The following is a 19454-nucleotide window of genomic DNA, read 5'->3' on the forward strand; positions in this document are numbered from 1 at the left end:
TATAAGCAATAAGCAGAATTTCTACCGCACGTTAATCTTACGCACAATAGTTTCGCCCGAAACTTTCGCCTTCACGACATAGAGCCCGCTCGGGATTCCCTCGAGAGAAACCTTCACGGAACCGCTGGCCTTGCCTTCCCACAGGGTACCGATGGTAGCACCGGACACGGAGAACAAGTCAATGCGGGCAATTTCGGAACCGGCAATTTCGAGAGTGCGCCCCTGCAAATGGATTGCAGATGCAATTTTGCGCTGGGCCGGAGCGATGGCGAATGTCGAACTGGAACTTCCAGGACCGACAATGCCGCCGGAAGACTGCGGAGGCACTGCAGAAGAACTGCTGACCGGCACAGAACTGGAGCTCTGCGGGGCGGGAGGATTGGCGAAGTTCGGCATGTTGCCCGAAACCAGGAGGCCATTCAAAAGTTTGAGCGACTGGTTGAAGTAGTTCTCGTTGCCAAGCGCCACCGCCTCTTTCCAGTACTCGTCAAGCTTGCTCTGGTACTTGGCATCGGAGATGAGCGCAGTCATAAGCGACGTGACAAACGTGCTGTTGTGGTCATTGCCGAGGTCACCGGAAGCCCTGCGAACGGGGCCCTTCATGTTCGACGCACTGACCTTAGAAACAAATTCGGCCATCTTCTTGTCGATAGCGAGAGCGCGCTGGTCGCCATGCCAGCATACGGCCTTCGCATTGCGCCACGGGGCACGGGAAGCATCATAGTTGTAGTAGTCATCTTCACTCTTGCCGTTCTTGTCGGTCCAGTCATCAATAAGGCCCGTGCTGACTTCGGCAGAACTCGCTTCGTACAGTTTCATGTTCGCATCGTAAGCGGTAGTATTCCAGAACTCGGCATTCTCGGTATCGACCAAAGCAAACAACGGCATATACGCGGGGTCAAAATAGCCTGGGTTCTTACGGTTATAACCAGCATCGCCCCACTTGTCGCCTGGCAAATGCAAGCCGTTGCTTTCGAACTCGGACTTTTTCATTGCTTGAATAAGCTTTTTCGCGTCTTCCTTGTACTTTTCGTCACCGAACTGGTAGTAGGCCATAATCAGCGCTGCGGCGGCATCGATATCGCCATCAAGCGCAGCTCCCTGGTCATACTTCGTCGTAAGATTTCCGACCTTCCATACCATCAGGCCGTTCTCGTTCATCATCGACTTATAGAAGTTCCAGATCTTGTCGAACTGGCTCTGGTAACTCGTGGTGTTGTCACTGAAATAGACCATCAGGAGCATGCCATAGCCCACACCTTCCGAGAAGTATTCATTGGAACCCGGATTAGAACGGACACCGGCCACATCGCCCTGCTCGTTGTACATGTCCTTCATCCAAGCCTGGAACTGGCTTTTCAGTTGCTCCGAAGCAGCGGCCTTGTCGCTCAACAGCGTCGCATTTCCACCGTAGTCGGACATCTGCGGGAACGGAAAATTTACTGCGGCCTGAGCAAGGCCAAAAGCAAAGAGGCCTGCAAGCCCCATTTTAACCAAACATTTCATACACATCTCCTTGTGCCCAGTAGGCAAGTTCATCCAGGTAAAAGATAATTCATTACAGGCAGCATCAAAATTATTTCAACGATTCCAACACCGAAACCAAGCGCGAAGTCATCTGTATTGCCCCCTGGTAACTCAAATGATCACGGTTTTGCGCCATTTCATCGGTGTAATCGTGGTTTCCCATCTTATTTTCGTCCATCAGCACAAAATAGGGTTTTGCCTTGGCAAGCGAATCCAGGCGCGCGATTTTCTTGGGAGCCACGCTGCGCTGCAATCCGTACAGGCCGAACGAACCCGTATTCTTGTATTGCGGAGCCTGCGGGAAAATAATCCCTATCACATAGATGCCTTTTTCCGATGCGATATCGACAATTTCCATCAGGTCTTCCATTCTGGCATCCAGGCAAGCGTTTTCCTTTTCCGAGAAAACGGAATCCATCAGGACTTCGATGGCATCGGCACCCCATCCACGCGACGGAGGATACAGACCTCCCCTGTCCGTGAAGCTGTTCGTCTCTTCCGCGGAAGCCGGGAAGGAATTCTCGACCGCATCAACAAAGCCCTTCGGAATGCTGTCCTTCCAGAAGTCGTGATTGGAATCGTATTGGTAGCCGGGCCCGCCAAGAAGCACCAGAGCCAGGTGATCTTCATAGCAGTGCCAACCATCCAGATCGATAGAAACGGCAATCGCCTTCAAATTCTCCGAATGGTTCAAGGCATAGTTCTTGATAAAGTAATGGTCCCTGGCAGGGTCGATTCCCGTCACCCCGAAATTCAGCATTTCCCATTCCGGATAAAGATCCGGATGGACGCCCATTTCCATCCTGGAGCTGCCCGAAAGGAACACCTTGGTCGTGCCGAGCCTCTTCCAGAACTTTTCCAGCTTGATACGGAAGCGGCCCTGTTCCAATTCGTGGTTTTCCATAAGGTACACACCCGCGCTATCCAGGTCGAGATCCGAATCGGCATCCGGTACGACAATCGGTTTCGCCCACATGGACGGATGCCACAATTCGGTGCCTTCCAGAAGGTCCGTGAAGGAGCTATCCGAAAGGTTCACGAGGACTATCTTCTGGTGAGCGCCGCCCACGTTCGCAAGCGTGGCCACAATCTGGTTACGTCCCGGAACCCATTCGGTATGGTCGAAGGAATATCCGGCTGGAGCCGCGACAGACTGAACCAGTTTTCCGGTGCTATCCACGACCAGCAGGCGTTCGTGCGTCCCATACTCCTCGCCCACGAACTTGCGACCCGCCTGCCCGCCGAAATCGAGGAACAGCGTACGCTTGCTTCCATCCTTCGCAATTGCGGCATTGCAGGCCTGTTCGCCATCATACCAGACAGTATCGCGGGCCTTTGACGCAACCGTGGAGCCGGAATCCGCCACGCGGACGCGCAGGAGCCTCGCCCCCGAAACCGCAAGCGAATTGTCTTCGCTTATGCCGCCATGGTAGGCCCCGTCAAAAAGTTTTTCGGGCTTGCCGAACGCACCGTTCGCAAAGCGCACCTGCCATGTAGACGTAGACTTGAAGGCGGATTCATCGCTGTTGTTGCCCGCATCGGTCACGTACACGATTACCGTATCGCCGTTTTCAAGCACACGCCAGCGCGGAATGGCAGCGTTTTCCACATCGAGTTTTACAAGGTTCGTGCCTACCAAATTCAAATCGCGCACGTAAAGACTAGATTTTCCGCTGATTCCCTCATATCCCGTACTGAAGGCTACGCGCACTCCGTTCGGCGAAATTTCAGGATGGAACACTTCGAGCGTGTCCTCTATTTCCTTGACCGACAACACGCCGCCGGAATAGTCGACAAAAGCCAAATTTCCGGACACATCATTCCTCAAAGCGAGTTTCACCTTGTAGGTTCCCGTAACAGCCCGGATGGTCGAGGCCTGCGCCTTCCCCAAAATTCTGCTTTCGCTGACATTCCCGTCGTCGCCCATCCATTGCGGATCGGGAATATGGCCGAACGCAAGACGGAAGCCCACATAATCCGTTCGAGTCGAAGTCACCGTGTAGACATCGCCGCGACCATAAAGCGTGATGGACGCAGCCTGGTTCCTGTAGCTGCCGCCTTTCACCACGCGCTGGCCAATAACACCCCCATCGGGAGCGCCCACATAGTTCTCAATCGTCTTATCACGGTAGTGACCCAGCCAGTCGTTCACCCACTCCAGCGCATTACCGGCCATATCGCAGAGATCTCCGGCTTCAGACTTGCCACAGACCGAATGCAGCCTATAGCCAGAATTTTCCGCCGTCCATGCCTTTTGCGGATTCCATTTCTGGCCCGCCGCCAAGACCCATTCCGCTTCTGTCGGGATGCGGTAAGCGTCAAACTCGGGGTGATATGCGAAACCCTCCAGATTCGTGCAATGGCCTTCGCCATCGAATTTCATCGAATAATACGTGTAGGCCGTATCGAAGCCTTCGGATTTGCTCCGTTCATTCGCGAACAAGACGGCATCGTAGAAGGTCACGTTTGTCGCAGGAACATCATCGCTCCTGCAATCCAGAACCAGCCCAACCGATGGTTTCATGAGCGCATTGAACTCACCGCAGGTCACTTCGTGCCGGCCAATCGAGAAATCATAGCTGAAGGTGACCCTCATGCTCGGGCGCTCATCGGGGCGCGCCTGTTCAGCGTCCGTCCCAAGGACAACGAACGCATTGGTAGCGGAGACCCGCATCATTCCCGGAAGCGAGTCCTCCTTGATATCGGCTTCCGACTGCGTTATGTATTCAGAATTGGAGCAGGCGGCCAGTCCACACAACAGCAGCAAAATTAAAAGTCTTCCCATTTTCCCTCCAACGACTTCAGAACCGAATCCAGCCGAGCAGTCATTTGCAGAGCACCAAGATAGCATAAATGATCCCTATTGCCAGCCATCTGGTCTTCGTAATCATGGTTTCCCATCTTGTTTTCGTCCATAAATATAAAATTATGGTAGGAATCTTGAAGTTCCTCGACCTTTTTCAGAAGGGCCGGAGCCTCGCTCCGCAAGATGCCATACTTTCCGAACGAACCCGTATTCTTGAAATTCGGGCTCTGCGGGAAAACAACTCCGATGACATAAATTCCGTAGTTTTCCGAAATTTCAATAATTCTTCTTAAATGCGATAGCGATGCGTAGAAGTTGTCCGACGCATAGCTCATCCACGTGCTGTCAAACTCGACGGACGGATTTTCTTCCCAGCTTCCCGATTCGCCGTAGGTATAGCCACGCGTCATCTTGAGGTCTTTTACGTAATATTCCATGCCCAAGGATTCCGATGTCCTTTCGGCAAGGCCCTCCGGGTAACCGTCCTTCCAGAAATTGTGATTCTCGTCGTAAACGTAGCCAGGAATCTTCTTGTAGTCCATGTAGAAGAAATTGTAGTCGCTATTTTCGTCCTTATGCCACAAGTCTATATCGAGCGAGATGATGATATACTTCAGCTTCTTTACGTGGGGAATCAGATAGTTTTCCAAGATAAATTCCGAGGAGATTACCATGTTGGGCACGTTAGACAAGTTCAACACAAAGAATTCTTCGCTGAACTTATCGGGAATAACACCCGTAAGGGTCCTCGACGATCCGAGAATGGCCACGTTCGCCACATCCTTGTAGAGCCAAATCAACTCCATCTTGTAGCGCATGATAATTGAACCCACGTCACCGCCTTCCAGGTAATACACGCCGGCACTGTCCACGTCCAGATCAACAGCGCCCTGCACCACAGGGCCAGCATTCACCCACAGGCTCGGATGCCATAACTCGTCGCCTTCGACAAGATTGACCACGGAACTGTCCGCAAGATTCACCAGCACAATCTTCTGGTGCGCGCCACCGGCATTCGCAAGCGTCGCAACGACCAAGTTCTTACCGCCCGAAACCCACTCGCCATGATCGAACGAATAGCCAGCGGGAGCCGGAGCGCTTTGGACAAGCGACCCGGTACTATCCACGACAAGCAGGCGTTCATGCGTGCCGTATTCCTCCCCCACAAATTCGCGACCGGTCTTGCCGCCAAAATCGAGGAACAGCGTACGCTTGCTGCTGTCTTTTGCGAGCGAAGCATTGCAGGCCTGTTCACCGCCGTACCATACCGTATCGCGAGCATTCGCCGCGACAGTGGAACCGGAATCCGCAACGCGGGCGCGCAGGAGCCTCGCTCCCGAAACCGCAAGCGTATTGTCTTCGCTTATGCCGCCATGGTAGGCGCCATCGAAAAGTTTCTCGGGCTTGCCGAACTTTCCATTCGACCATTTCACCTGCCAGGTAGAAGCGGACTTGAAAGAAGCCTCTTCCTTGTTGTTGCCGGCATCCGTCACATAGACTATCGCCGTATCACCGTTTTCAAGAACGCGCCACCGCGGGATTGCCGCACTTTCCACATCGAGCTTCACAAGGTCCGTCCCGTTCTCGTTCAGATTGCGAACATAAAGCGAGGACTTTCCCGCAGCGCCCTCGAGCCCCGTGCAGAACGCGACCTTCTTTCCATCGGGAGAAATCTCCGGATGGTAAACGTCCAGCGTATCGGGGATTTCAACCACCGACAGGATTCCGTTGGAATAGTCCATGTAGGCGAGATTTCTAGTAACGTCGTTACGGAAAGCCAGTTTAGCCTTGTAGGTTCCGGTCAACGAGCGCAATGTCGACGAACTTGCAATCGGTACAATCCGCGTCATATTCGCACGGCCGTCGCGGCCGATCCACACCGCATCGGGAATCTGCCCAAAAGCAAGGCGGAAGCCGACGTAGTCCGCCCGCGTCGAAGACGTGACCGTATAGATGTCGCCGCGCCCATAAAGCGTGATAGCCGAAGCCTGGTTGCGGTAGCTGCCGCCCTTTACCACGCGTTCTCCCAGCGAGCCCCCATCAGGAGCGCCCACATAGTTCGAGACCGTCGTATCGCGGAACAGGCCCAGCCAATCGTTCACCCATTCCATCGCATTGCCGGCCATGTCGCAGGGGCCGTCACCCGCTTTCGGGAAAGTACAGACTTCGTGGAGCTTAAATCCGGAATTTTCGGCATTCCAGCCCTCGGAAGCATCCCAGTGCAATCCCGCGACAAGCACCCATTCGGCCTCCGTGGGCAAGCGGTACGCATCGACTTCCGGATGGAACATCAAGCCTTCCAAATTCGTGCAATGCTTTTGCGCATCCAGTACGACGCCGCTGTAAGTGTATGCGGTATCAAACTTTTCCGCCTTGCTACGGGCATTCGCAAAAAGAACCGCGTCGTAGTAGGTCACGCTCGTAGCCGGCAAATTGCCGCTGGAGCAGTCAAGTTCAAGCCCGGTTTCGTTTTTCATCAAGGCGCTGAATTCGCCACAAGTGACCTCGTGACGGCCCAGCGAAAACGAATAGTCCAGAACAGATTTCATCCGCGGGCGTTCATTCGACTTCGCCTGCGCATCATCGGTACCCAGGGCCACCTTGGCCTCGTAGGTCGTTATACGAAGCATGTCCGGGGACGACTCCCCCGCCGTTTCCACTACGACTCCGGTGTAACCATCCGCCGAATTCGAACACGAAGCGAAAAAGCACATACACGCCAAAACCCCCAACAGGGTCAGGACGGATTTGCTGTCTTGCAGCGGCTTCATAATCATGAATCAATATAGCAACATCGCAACAAAAAAACATATTTTTTCATCACGGAAATTTGCTAAATTCTCGCCAACAATGACAAAAAGCATTATAGATACAGGAGCCGCCATGCCAGCACAAGGTGAGCACAACAAATGGATAGCCCTCGCACTCTGCATTCTCCTGGGATACCTCGGTCTGCACCGCTTTTACGAAGGCAAGATTTGGACAGGTATTCTCTGGCTCTGCACCGGAGGACTTTGCGGGGTGGGCATCATCGTAGATGCCATCCTCATCGTCATGAAACCGGAACACTACTAAGGTGCCTTCGGCACAGTTCTGCGGCTTTCAGCCTAGTTACGAGTTCCGAGTTACTAGGCCCAGAGTAAAACATCCCGCAACCTAAAATTCTAGTAACTAAAAAATAAAAACAATCCCGTAGCACTAAATTATGAAGCACCTTTTCGTTATCGCGACGGCCAGCGCCGGAAAAATCAGGGATTTCGCCCACATCCTCGGCACGGACCATTACGAATTCAAGACCCTCAAGGACATCGGATTCGACGAAGAAATCATCGAAGACGGGAAATCGTTTGCCGAAAACGCGATTATCAAATCGAACACGACCGCCATGTGGCTTGCCAAGCGCGGCATCGAGGCCACGGTACTTGCCGACGACTCCGGCCTGGAAGTTTTCGCACTCGGCGGTGCTCCCGGAATATACAGCGCCCGCTACAGCGGCGGCCACGGCAACGACGACGAGAACAACACGCTGCTTTTAAAGAACCTCACCGGCATTGAAGACCGCAAGGCGCGTTACTTTTGCGCACTCTCGTACCAGACCGTTTCGCCTGATGCCAGCGGCAAATTCGTCGTAAGCGAACCGCAGATTTTCGAAGGCGAATGCCGCGGACAAATCAACTTCGCACCCGTGGGCGACATGGGATTCGGTTACGACCCGCTGTTTGTTCCCGATGGCGAAACTCGCACCTTCGCGCAGATGGAACTCGAAGAGAAGAAGGCCATCAGCCACCGCGGAAACGCCATCCGCGCCTTGAAAAAAGCGCTGGGGAAATAAGTCTTTCGGCGTCATTCAACTGCGCCAATAACGGAACCGCACCATGCAAGTCCTGTTCGCCCCGCTGCAAGGTTACACCACAGGCATCTACCGCAAGGTCCATGCCGAAATCTTCGGCGGTGTCGACGCTTATTATGCACCGTTCCTGCGGATAGAAAACGGGCGCCCCCGCGAAAAGGACCTGCGCGACATTGATGGTGATTGCAATTTAAGTGCCGGTGAACAAGATTCAGCAGCCGGTGATTGCAATTTGAATGCCGGTGCAAAAACCGTGCCGCAAATTATCGCGAACAGCGTCAACGAATTCAAAGTTCTCGCCGACGCCATTTTGCAAAAAGGGTTCACGGAAATCGACTTCAACATGGGATGTCCCTTCCCGATGCAAGTCAGCCGCCATCGCGGAGCCGGCCTGCTGAGCGACGTTCAGACGGTCAAGGCCATCATGGACGAAATCGAGAAGTTCACGGCCAAAGATTCCATAAAGTTTTCCGTCAAGATGCGGCTCGGGCAAAACACCCCCGACGAAGCGTTCGCGCTGTTACCCATTTTGAACGACGCCCCGCTCGCCCACATCACGCTTCACCCGAGGCTCGGCAAGCAACAATACAAGGGCGCAATCGACTTTACCGCTTTCAAGCGGTTCTACGAAGAATGTCGCCACCCGCTCGTCTACAACGGCGACATCACGAGCGTGAGCCAGATTCGCAAAATGGAATCAAACTACCCCAAGCTGGCAGGCATCATGATTGGTCGCGGGTTGCTCGCCCGCCCAAGCCTCGCCGCCGAATACAAGGCCGCAGCCGACGTCGCTAGCGAAAAAGACTTGTTGGGCAAAATCCTCGAGATGCACGGCAGGCTCTACGAACACGCGCGCAGCACCTACCAGGGCGACAGCCAGATTCTCTCGCACATCAAAAACTTCTGGGAATACCTGGAACCAAGCATTCCCAAGAAATCCTTCAAGAAAATCAAGAAAGCAGGAAACCTGGGCGAATACGATGCGGCCGTTCAGTCGCTCGACATGGAGCAGGCCGATGGATAACGTGTACATCGAAATAACGGATGCCTGCAACCTACGCTGCAGTTTCTGCCCCAGCAGTGATTGCAAATACGAGGCCGGTTCGGGCGAATCGCAGGGCACTCGGGATACAAACAAGCGCACCTTCATGCCGACCACACTTTTTGAAAGGTGCATTGCCGGGGCGCAAGAAATCGGCGCGAAGAACGTTTTTTTCCATGTTCTCGGCGAACCGACGCTGCACCCGGGATTCGCGCATTACCTAAAGAAACTGGAACAGACGCCGCTCAAGCTCACGCTGACCACGAATGGCACCACCATCGCGCGGACAGCGCACCATATTTTAAACAGCCCCGCCGTGCGGCAAGTCAACTTCTCGACACACGCCTATGCGGAACTCCCGCCAAGCGACGCCCGCGAGCACCTTGAAAACGTTCTCGATTTTTGCAGGATTGCGCTGGCCGCGCGACCCGACATGTACATCAATTTGCGCTTGTGGAACATCGGGGATATGACCGCCGGTGACTGGAATTCCTACGCGATTTCACGCATAAACGAAACGTTCGGCACGCAGGTATCCCCCGGAAACTTCTGCAGCAGGCACAAGAGCTTCCCCGTTACCGGAAGGCTGTACATCCATGAGGACTCAAGATTTGAGTGGCCGGACGCAAATAAAGCCCGCGAACCTGCCGACAAATCCGCTAGCAAGTATCCCGCAGGTACCTGCCATGCCCTCGAAACGCATGCCGCCATATTGCACGACGGCCGGGTGGTCGCCTGCTGCCTCGACCACAGTGGGCAAATCACCCTCGGAAACATCGCCGACCAGAGTCTCGCCGAAATTCTCAGCTCGCCCGCTGCCCGCAATATACGCGAAGGGTTCGAGAAGCACGAACTCCGGCACCCGTTTTGCCAAAAATGCTCCTTCTGCAAGCGTTTTAAACATCCATAGCGGTCCACCGCAACTTCATACGAATTTTCTATAATAAGCGCATGCAGCGCAAGCTTATCTCCGTACACGATTTCTCGGGCGTTTACGCCAAGCAGCCCTTTATGCAAGGGTTGCAGGAATCGGCTGCATCCAATCGCGAAATCCATTGGCTGGACTGCACACAAATCGCAGGCACGGACTGCTACTGCGACGACGAGGCGGTAAAGGCCATCCGCGGGCAAATCACTGACGCCGGTATTACCGACGCACGCGGAATCCACTTCATTGACGGCGGGAATTACCACTACATGAGCAAAATCTGGACGGACATGGTCCAGGAACCGTTTTCGCTTGTCGTTTTTGACCACCATCCCGACATGCAGGCCCCGAGATTCGGGGGCATCTTAAGTTGCGGGGGCTGGGTGCTCGAAGTCCTGAAAAGCAATTCCTTTGTGCAGGGCGTAACGCTTATCGGGATCGCCGACCACCTCGTAGATGAAATCCGCACCGAGATTTCGCAAACGGAAAACGCGCGTGTTTTAGACAAAGTAACATTCATCAAAGAAAGCGAACTACCCGCTGTCACCCTGGAGGGAGCCTTCAGACGACCGATAGGGTCCATGGATTCTATCGCCGCGCTGCGGCTCCAGAATGACATGCCGCTCTACATATCCATCGACAAGGACGCTCTCGCGCCCGCCAACGCGGCAACGAACTGGGATCAGGGTTCTCTCAGCACCGAAATGTTGAAAAGCATTGTCGCAGATCTCGCCGCAAACCACAAGATTCTCGGCATCGACATCTGCGGGGAGCGCGCCCGCGACATCGAGGACTCTCGCGCCGACGCGCTGAACAGCGAACTCAACCGCGAACTAGCCGAGTTTTTGGCTCCCTTCGCGGCATCCTAATTCTTACTTTACTTCCAGCCTTGTGAAAGTTTCGTAGTGGTCTGCGGTATAGTAGATTACGCAATCCGGCTGATAGACAAGTCGCTTGGTTCCACGGTTCTTGGCAGAATACTCCACATCCGCCTCATGATATGAGCCTTCAGGCAATGTTTCGTGGTAATTATCCGGATTCGAGGCAAAATTATCAAAATTGTCGCCGCCTATCATCACGCCAATCGTTGTCCACGGGTTAAAATTCCACTTTTCAAATGCCTTGCCTGTTTCGGATTCGTAAAGCTTTTTACCCTCGTTCTTGCCCACATAATTTGCAGGCAACTTGTCGAACTTGCACAAATACGCCGCCACGGAATCCCTGGTCGTATACAGGCCGGATTCCTCCACCGCGTCATAGATGCTCCCGGCCTTTGCACCAGAGGACTCAACGCTGGACAAGGACTCCAGTTCGTCATCGCCGTCGACAGATTCCCCCGTCGCCGTACAGGCCACAAAGAAAGCCGAGACAAAAACGGCAAGGAGTATCTTTATAGAAACTTCCTTCATGCTAGAAACGCACCTTTAAAAACTGTTCCGCAGGCATCGGACAGAATACCCGTTGACCTTGTACCCGTATTCCAGAAACGCAGCGGTGTCGAAATGGCACAGATCCATGTAGTTCGCATTGATGCCTCCTATGCGATCGGTAGAACACCAGAAATACGCATATCGGCCATCCTCAAGAAATCCCTCATAAAAATGTCTGTAACCACCAGGCAACGCAGAAAAAGAAACAGAATCCGGTCCGTTGCCATTATTAAGCCAACCAGACTGGGACTTGAGCACCCTGCCAGCATAGATTTGTCCTCCCAACACCTTGAACAGGACTCTCCAATCTGTAGAATCAGGCAAGTGCCAGCCATCGGGACAGATCCCCTGAACCGGCGATTTCAGAGAACATTTCATATCATCCCCACAACCAGTCTTCACGGAATCCATTGCCGCAGCCCAGGTGTACAGGCGTCCCGTCACCTCGCAGTTGGCGGCAACATCCTTGAAGCACCAGCTCCTGCCCTTGAGGCTAGGAGTCGCGACACTGTCGGCATAGTTCAGGTTCTCCGCCATCCAGGTCTGTTCGCCTATGGTTACGGTCATATATGTCTTGTTGTCGCGAGTGTCAATCATTGTACCGTAGTCATAGTCAGGATTCATGCGGGCTTTCTTCGGCACGTTCCAGCTCCAGCCATCGGAAATTTCGTCATCTTCTACCGGGAGCGATGTCGTACAGGCCACAAAGAAAAGAGCGGTGAGACCTGCGAGTAAAAGCTTGAAAACGGGTTTGTTCATGCAAGAAATATATATTCTTTTCCACGCTTTTGCTATTTTTGCGGCATAAATAACCTCGGGACTAGATCCTTCGACTCCGAGCCTTCGGCTCTCCGCTCAGGATGACACATCCCGAAACCAGCAATTCTAATAACTAGTAACTAATAACTAAGAACTAAAATCATGGACATTAACGAACTCGCACAAAAGCACATCTTGAACCAGCCGCTCTACGTGACCGGCAAGCCTATCGCCTACACCGCCCGCGAATTCGGCCTCGACCCGAAAGACATCGACAAGCTCGCAAGCAACGAGAACCCGTTCGGCCCGAGCCCGAAGGGCATGGAAGAAGCTCGCAAGGCCCTCGAAGAAGTGAACCTCTACCCGGATGGCGGCAGCTATGACCTCATCGGAAAGATTGCTGAGTTCCGCGGCGTGAAGCGCGAACAGATTGCCGTCGGTAACGGCAGCAACGAGCTCCTGGACATGATCGCCCAGGTGTTCCTCGGCCCCGGCACCGAAGCCGTGATGGGCAAGCACAGCTTCGCCGTCTACAAGCTCGCCACCATGGCGATGAACGCCAAGATTATCGAAGTCGACATGCCGGCCCCGGCCTACAACTACGACCTCAAGGCCATGCGCACCGCCGTGAACGAGAAGACCCGCATCGTGTTCCTCGCTAACCCGAACAACCCGACCGGTTCCGACCTCACCGCCAAGGAAATCATTGACTTCGCCGATAGCCTCCCGGACACCTGCGTGCTCGTGATGGACGAAGCCTACACCGAATTTATCGAAGACACGCCGGAACTCGTTCCGGATTTCAACAGCCGCATCGCCGCGGGCAAGAACATCATCTGCTGCCGCACGTTCAGCAAGATCTACGGTCTCGCCGGCCTCCGCGTGGGCTACTGCATCACGCGCCCCGAAATCGTCGACCTCATCAACCGCGTGCGTGAACCGTTCAACGTGAACAGCATCGCCCAGGCCGCCGCCATCGGCGCCATCGACGATCAGGAATACGTGAACAAGGTCCGCGAGCTCAACAAGAAGGGCCTCGAACAGCTCAAGGCCGGCTTCAAGGAACTCGGCCTCGCTTATGTGGACAGCCACTCGAACTTCATCGCCGTGAGCGGTTTCAGCAACCCGATGGACGCGTTCAAGTTCCTGCAGGCGAAGGGCACCATCATCCGTCCGCAGCCCGCGATGGGTGACGTGCTCCGCATTACCGTGGGCACTGAAGCGCAGAACAAGAAATGCCTCGAAAACATCAAGGCATATCTCGGCAAGTAAACCGAGAAACATTCGGTGCGAAATCCGTGCAAGGCGAAAAGCCTCACGGTGTCGCCCGCGTCATTTCCAAGCGCGGTTTTTGCAGCCGTAGCGTCGCAGAAAACCTGGTCCGCGAGGGCCGGGTTTCTTTGCGTGGTAAAATCGTGCGCGACCCCGATACGCCTGCCTACGAGAACGACGAAATCCTCGTGGATGGCACGCCCGTCACCGCAAGCGAGTTCGTCTACTTCGCGATGAACAAGCCGCGCGGAGCCGTGACCACCGCAAGCGACGAGAAAGGCCGCACCACGGTCATGGACATCTTCCGCGAGCAGTACGGCAAGATGTTCCCCGGCAAGACGATGCCGCACATTGCGCCCGTGGGCCGCCTCGACGCCGCGAGCGAAGGCCTGCTGCTGTTCACGAACGACACCAAATGGGCCGACGCCGTTTTGTGCAGCGCGGACCACCTCAAAGTTTACCGCGTGCAGGTCGCGGGCAAGCCCTCCACCGCCGAACTTGAGCAGATGGAAAAGGGCTTCAACGTTCCACCCAGAGTCTTCGGCGAAAGCGAAGAATTTATGCACGCCGAACGCGCAGTCCTCCACAGCGAAGGCGAAAAGAACTGCTGGCTCGAAATTACGTTATCCGAAGGCAAGAACCGCGAAATCCGCCGCATGCTCGCCCACTTGGGCTACGAAGTCATGCGCCTCATCCGCATCCAATTTGACAAATACGTTCTCGGCGACCTAAAACCCGGCGAAATCCGCCCCCTGAATCTCCGCTAAAATTCCAGCAACACCCCTTTGAAAAATAGACGAAGCAGATCAGGGTCCCACAAGCCAGCTGACTTACAGAAAAAAAGAAGGGGTTTTCTTCGGTAGCGCAGGCACTCACGACCTGACAGACTGGGAAGGCATTTGCATCACCTATACATCAGATACCGTTGCAAATATTATTCTAGACCTTGGCGAAACAAAAAACCAAGAATTAAATAACAACCTGCCACAAGCTACAATCAGTAACAAAGTTCCTCTCCCCACAGAATTGTGCTTTTATTAGTCGGAGATTGGCAGGACACTACCGACAAAGCCGACGGCGGTTCGTCAACTGTAAATATGGACACTCGCGATTACGACATTTCTAAATGGAACGGAACTTCGTGTTTAGCGGAACTGCAGGAACTACAGGCTATTTCGCTTTCTATTCCGTAGGAAGGTTGGGAACCTGCACAAAACAAAACTAGGACAGCGCTAGTTTAGGCATTCAAAACAGAGCGCCGCTACCAGCGGGGCGTTCCAATTGATGGCGACCTCGTTGCTCGCAAAAGAGACGCGCTCGTCGGTATAAGAGAATCCCGGCTGCGGTCCCGGATAATGCGGGAACCTGTGCAGGTCCTGCCTGTCGGCGTTGATTCCGCCGGCGACAAGCCCGGGAATAGGTTCCTCGATACCGTCGGAATGGCTTATGCGATGATGAATGAACTTCGGGGAGCTCCAGGCGGAACCGGTCACGAAGCAGCAGTCCACAGGATTCTTGCCGAAAACGAAGTCCAGCATCTTTTTCGCGCAATCCACATAAACAGAAGACGGGAACCATTCATTCACCAAGAACAACGTAAGCGCATGGTTTGCAATTTCGCCGTTCGAACCCCAGATGAACCTGCGGATGGAAAGCCCGTACGGGTCTTCCGACGCAAGCCGCACGATTTCGTCGGCAACGACCTTCAGCGTATTGCGGGCACGTACCTGCAAATCCGGGTCCACGGACTGCAAGGCTAGCGCAATCCACCCCAAGTTCTGCGTATCGCGCCAGTCCAGCCCGAACGAAGGCGGGCATTTTTCCATGTCCGAAAGCAGACGATTCCTGAAATGGTCGCAGCCTTCCCGGCCGCAGTCTACGCATACCTTGCCGCATACCTCGCGGAAAAGCATCGCGCGTACCCAGAAAAACTCGTCGTCATAGCGCTCGTCACCGTAGCCGCCGCTACCTTCGGTATTGTGCGGGTAGGTGACATCGGGATTCTCGATTGCCCAGCGATAGGCGCGAATCGACGCTTCCAAGCACTGTTTTGCAAAACCGGGATAAGCCTTCGCAAACACGCGGTGCGCCTGCGCAAGCGCCCCCGCAAAATTGAGCGTCGACGTGGTGGATTTGCCAAGAATCTGGCGCTTCTGAGCCTCGTCGGATTCCTTCGGTGTCACGAAGCCGTCCCAACGAACAGGCGACACCTTGAAGAACACGCCACCATCCGTATCCTGCATGCGGAGGAAAAACTCCAGTTCAAAACGGATTTCTTCGAGCAGGTTCGCACGGAAAGATCCCGCATAAAACAATTCGGCATTGCCAAAAGCCACGCGCCGGTCATCCGCGAATTCGGCAGCTAGCAGGAGGGTTGCGACCGAGACCCCGCCGTTCACGAGATACTTGCCGTAATCACCGGCATCGTACCAGCCGCCATGGGCATTCCACGTGCCCTCGCGTTCCATGCTCGGGTGGAATTCTATGCAATCGTCCAGATGAGCCGCAGGCCTCGCCCATTTTCCCGCGCGGTCAGGAGTCAATTCCACGCCGCTACGCTGGAAATAAAAAGACTTGAGCGTCGACGAAAGCTGTTCCAAGACAAGCCTGTCCGACACCTCGAAAAACTTGGATTCAACAAGGACATTTCCCTTCGTATCCACCACGGAAATGCGGTAACGGCCCACGGCTTCAAGCGAAGTGAAACATCCTTCCCACACGAACTCATCCGTATACGAGCAGGAGCCCTTCTCGGCCATAGCCGCGCCAAACACGCGTTCACCGTTTTCTGCAAAGACTTCGAACCACGGCAACATCCCCTTCAGGGGATTGTCCGTCGAATCGCACGTAAGCAAAAACACCTTCGGCCCCTTGAGGGCGTAGCCGACATGGTTGTAGCGGACCGAAAACTTCATGCCTTAATTTTAGATTTTTGCGCCTGTGAAAGTTCCCTATTTCGAGTACTTTCTGTACACAGGAATAACCAACGCTAGATCAAATCTCTCGTCAAAAGTTCACCGTGATCGAGGACCAAACGGCGGAACGGACTATTCAAGTAAAAGTCCGGGTTATGGGTCGCCATCACGACGGTCGTGCCGCGGGCATTGATTTCCTTGAAGATGCTGAAGACTTCTTCGGCGTTTTTCGGGTCGAGGTTACCGGTCGGTTCGTCGGCCAGGAGCACATAGGGATTGTGGACCATCGCGCGCGCAATCGCCACGCGCTGCTGCTCACCGCCCGAAAGCGTGTAAGGCATCGCAAAACGCTTCTGGCTGATTCCCACCAGGGCAAGCGCATCGAACACGGCCGCATTAATCTTGCTGCTCGGAGTTCCCACAATACGCAGCGCCAAGGCCACGTTCTCAAACACGTTCCTGTCCGGCAAGAGCTTAAAATCCTGGAAAATGATGCCCATCTTGCGGCGGAATGCTTGAATCTTGCCGTCGGGAGTGCTCTTGCTGTCGTACACGCAGTCGCCGGTAAACTTCACCATCACCTGGCCGCCACGTTCCGCATCCGGGCGCTCGTCCATATAAATTAACTTCAGCACGGTCGACTTGCCCGCGCCGGAATGTCCCGTCAAGAAAACAAACTCACCCTTGTTTATACGGAAGGTGATGTTGTTCAGCGCCTTCCAGTTGTCCTCGTAGGACTTCGTCACGTGGGTGAAGTGAATCATGGCAAGCGCCTTCCCGAAACTACTCCGTCATGCGGATTTCGATGTGGACCTCTTCGCGCCACTTCTTGAGGAGCGCGTTCAACTTTTCGTTCTCGAGGTGGTTCGCCGCCATGGCCTCGATCTTGCCGTAGTCCTCTTCGAGCGTAAACTCGCGGATTTGGCGGGAATCGTCCAGGCGGAACAGGTGGTACGAGCCGTCAATTTCGACAGGTTCAGAAACCTCGCCCACTTCAAGGTTCGCAACAGGGTCGACGTAAGCGGGTTCCATCTCGTTCTTCTGGAACCAACCGAGCAGGCCGCCAGCAAAGTTGCTCGACTTGTCGATACTGAACTTCTTGGCAGCAGCGGCAAAATCATCCTTCGTCTTGATGGTAGCACGGAGCGAATCCGCAATACGCAGCACGCGGGCAGAGTCCGCCGACGTCGGAATCGTGCGGAGCAAGATATGGGCAGAGCGCACACCGTCTTCCTTGCGGCCGATTACACGCACAATGTGCCAGCCGCGGTCCGTCTTTACCGGAGTAGACGCATACTGGCCGTTCTTCAGCTGGTCGAGCGTCCTCTCGAAGGCCGGGTCCAGAAGGCCGCGCCTGAAGTAGCCGAGGTCACCGCCTTTCGCCGCCGAAGAATCCTGCGAATGGTTCTTGGCGAGCAGTTCGAACTTGACACCGAAATTGAGGCTGTCCACCAAAGTTTCGGCAACGCGTCTCACGGAATCCACAATGGCGGAATCCGGTTCAATCTTCAACTGGATGTGGCTGAGTTGCACGCAGTTGTACTGGCGCGGGAGCGAATCCTTGAACGCCTTGTAGAACGCGTCGACCTCTTTCTTGGTCGGGCTCACCATACCCACGTGGCGCTGGCGGACACGCTGGACTTCCACATGGCTGCGAATCTGCTTCGCAAGCTGGTCACGGTACTGTGCCATGCTCACGCCGAGCTGCGAGCGGATAGCCTTCTCGAGCGTCGCGAGGTTCACGTTTTGGCTCGCCGCAAGTTGGGTCAGGTGCGCCGTCACGCGCTGGTCGATTTCGGCATCACTAACCACGATGGAATCGCGGTCGATGCGGCTCAGGAGAACCTTCTCCTCGATAAGCTTGTCGAGCACATACTGCTTCTGCTGCTCTTCGCTCATCGCGGAGCCTTCGGGAGTTTCCTGGAAATGGTAGAGATTGTTCAGGAATTCCGAACGCATGATGGGCTTGCCGTCGACAATCGCGGCAATGCCTTCCATCAGCACCGGCGCAGCAAACGCCGTGGAAATCAGGGAACCCAGAGCAAAAAACAACAATCCAAACTTCTTCATTGATTTTCCTTTTCAGTAAACACGGTCGACTTGGAGAAAATGGGACGTTTCATCTTCCATTCCTTCTTGAGTCGTTCCATAACCATATTCTTGTGTTCAAGCCAGACCAAGTTCGACACATCCTCGGCGACTTCCTTGTACGGGCGCACTTCGGCGGAATCGAGCCTTTCCGTAACCACAGCAATCTTCATGGCGCCATTGCAATAGCGCGGAGAAGAAAGTTTCCCCACAGGGAACGTCACGAGATCTTGGATAACGCAAGAATCAGGCGAAACATCGACCGTATCGAACGGAATGATTTCGACAATGAGCGCATGTTCCGTCGGAATCTTGTTGAAAACGCGCGACTTCATCTCGCGGTAATAGGCATCCGCATTCGCCCAAGACTTGAATCGAAGCATCGCACCCGTAATGGTAGTCTTCCCGCGGAGGTAGGAATCCCGATGTTCCTGATAGTAACGGAGCTTTTCGGCATCGCCCACCATCATGGTATCGGCAAACGTCTGCAGGTAGTAATCTACGACCATCTTACGCACGGTACTTTCGATTTGCTGCGACAGGACGGTATCGTTAGTTATTTTCGCATCCATGGCTTCCTGGTAAATGACTTCCTCTTCCATCCAGTGTTCCAGGAACGAGAGCTTGGAACGGTCATCCAGGGAATCCCACTGCGGTACAAGCTTATGCACCATCGACTGCGTGAGCTTGGTAGACCCGACCGAAACGATAACGGGGTCATCACTGCCAAAAAAGGGAACGTTACACGCGACTAAGAAAAGGAGCGATAACGAGCACAAAATGCGAACTAAAGAATTCATCGCCCCATAATTTAGAAAATTCGCGACAGTCAGCCCA

The 19454-nt window shown here is 54.2% G+C and carries 16 protein-coding genes; 7 read left to right on the forward strand and 9 right to left on the reverse strand.

Features of this window, described 5'->3' with window-relative positions:
• Positions 1–21 precede the first annotated feature (21 nt).
• From IK012_RS11740 to IK012_RS11750, 3 genes are all read right to left on the reverse strand, one after another.
• Positions 22–1506, reverse strand: a complete 1485-nt coding sequence (locus IK012_RS11740; protein WP_290954788.1) for a glycosyl hydrolase family 8 — start codon at positions 1504–1506, stop codon at positions 22–24.
• A gap of 70 nt (positions 1507–1576) precedes the next feature.
• Complete coding sequence (locus tag IK012_RS11745) at positions 1577–4312, reverse strand: TIGR02171 family protein (protein WP_290954791.1); 2736 nt, start codon at positions 4310–4312, stop codon at positions 1577–1579.
• Positions 4297–7104 carry a TIGR02171 family protein gene (locus IK012_RS11750; RefSeq protein WP_290954794.1) on the reverse strand — a complete coding sequence of 936 codons (2808 nt, stop codon included), beginning with the start codon at positions 7102–7104 and terminating at the stop codon, positions 4297–4299. Before IK012_RS11750 ends, IK012_RS11745 begins: the two co-directional genes overlap by 16 nt.
• A gap of 112 nt (positions 7105–7216) precedes the next feature.
• Here IK012_RS11750 and IK012_RS11755 point away from each other — a divergent pair, with 112 nt between their 5' ends.
• From IK012_RS11755 to IK012_RS11775, 5 genes are all read left to right on the forward strand, one after another.
• On the forward strand, positions 7217–7408 hold the full coding sequence (locus IK012_RS11755) for a TM2 domain-containing protein (protein ID WP_290954797.1): 192 nt from the start codon (positions 7217–7219) through the stop codon (positions 7406–7408).
• Between the two features lie 130 nt (positions 7409–7538).
• Entirely contained in the window at positions 7539–8165 is a 627-nt protein-coding gene (rdgB, locus tag IK012_RS11760) for an RdgB/HAM1 family non-canonical purine NTP pyrophosphatase (RefSeq protein ID WP_290954799.1), read from the forward strand.
• A gap of 43 nt (positions 8166–8208) precedes the next feature.
• Complete coding sequence (locus tag IK012_RS11765) at positions 8209–9207, forward strand: tRNA-dihydrouridine synthase family protein (protein WP_290954802.1); 999 nt, start codon at positions 8209–8211, stop codon at positions 9205–9207.
• Positions 9200–10135, forward strand: a complete 936-nt coding sequence (locus IK012_RS11770) for an SPASM domain-containing protein (protein WP_290954805.1) — start codon at positions 9200–9202, stop codon at positions 10133–10135. Before IK012_RS11765 ends, IK012_RS11770 begins: the two co-directional genes overlap by 8 nt.
• 41 nt (positions 10136–10176) lie before the next feature.
• A complete protein-coding gene (locus IK012_RS11775; RefSeq protein WP_290954808.1) occupies positions 10177–11022 on the forward strand; it encodes an arginase family protein in 846 nt (281 codons plus the stop codon).
• 3 nt (positions 11023–11025) lie between these two features.
• Here IK012_RS11775 and IK012_RS11780 read toward each other — a convergent pair whose 3' ends face one another.
• A complete protein-coding gene (locus tag IK012_RS11780) occupies positions 11026–11562 on the reverse strand; it encodes a ribonuclease domain-containing protein (protein ID WP_290954811.1) in 537 nt (178 codons plus the stop codon).
• Between the two features lie 15 nt (positions 11563–11577).
• The gene (locus IK012_RS11785; protein ID WP_290954814.1) at positions 11578–12342 is read right to left on the reverse strand and encodes a fibrobacter succinogenes major paralogous domain-containing protein; all 765 of its coding nucleotides are present in this window, start codon (positions 12340–12342) and stop codon (positions 11578–11580) included.
• A 162-nt stretch (positions 12343–12504) separates the two neighbouring features.
• Here IK012_RS11785 and hisC point away from each other — a divergent pair, with 162 nt between their 5' ends.
• The gene (hisC, locus tag IK012_RS11790) at positions 12505–13614 is read left to right on the forward strand and encodes a histidinol-phosphate transaminase (RefSeq protein ID WP_290954817.1); all 1110 of its coding nucleotides are present in this window, start codon (positions 12505–12507) and stop codon (positions 13612–13614) included.
• A 26-nt stretch (positions 13615–13640) separates the two neighbouring features.
• Positions 13641–14381 (forward strand): pseudouridine synthase, encoded by a 741-nt coding sequence (locus IK012_RS11795; protein ID WP_290954820.1) that lies wholly within the window; start codon positions 13641–13643, stop codon positions 14379–14381.
• Between the two features lie 465 nt (positions 14382–14846).
• Here IK012_RS11795 and IK012_RS11800 read toward each other — a convergent pair whose 3' ends face one another.
• From IK012_RS11800 to IK012_RS11815, 4 genes are all read right to left on the reverse strand, one after another.
• On the reverse strand, positions 14847–16529 hold the full coding sequence (locus tag IK012_RS11800; RefSeq protein ID WP_290954823.1) for a glycoside hydrolase family 9 protein: 1683 nt from the start codon (positions 16527–16529) through the stop codon (positions 14847–14849).
• 74 nt (positions 16530–16603) lie between these two features.
• Positions 16604–17293 carry a cell division ATP-binding protein FtsE gene (locus IK012_RS11805; protein ID WP_173378150.1) on the reverse strand — a complete coding sequence of 230 codons (690 nt, stop codon included), beginning with the start codon at positions 17291–17293 and terminating at the stop codon, positions 16604–16606.
• Between the two features lie 19 nt (positions 17294–17312).
• Positions 17313–18599, reverse strand: a complete 1287-nt coding sequence (locus IK012_RS11810) for a peptidylprolyl isomerase (RefSeq protein ID WP_290954828.1) — start codon at positions 18597–18599, stop codon at positions 17313–17315.
• A complete protein-coding gene (locus IK012_RS11815) occupies positions 18596–19417 on the reverse strand; it encodes a hypothetical protein (protein ID WP_290954831.1) in 822 nt (273 codons plus the stop codon). The genes IK012_RS11810 and IK012_RS11815 overlap by 4 nt, the downstream gene beginning before the upstream one ends.
• Positions 19418–19454 lie beyond the last annotated feature (37 nt).

Origin of the sequence: Fibrobacter sp. (assembly GCF_017551775.1) — a bacterium.
Classification (GTDB): domain Bacteria; phylum Fibrobacterota; class Fibrobacteria; order Fibrobacterales; family Fibrobacteraceae; genus Fibrobacter.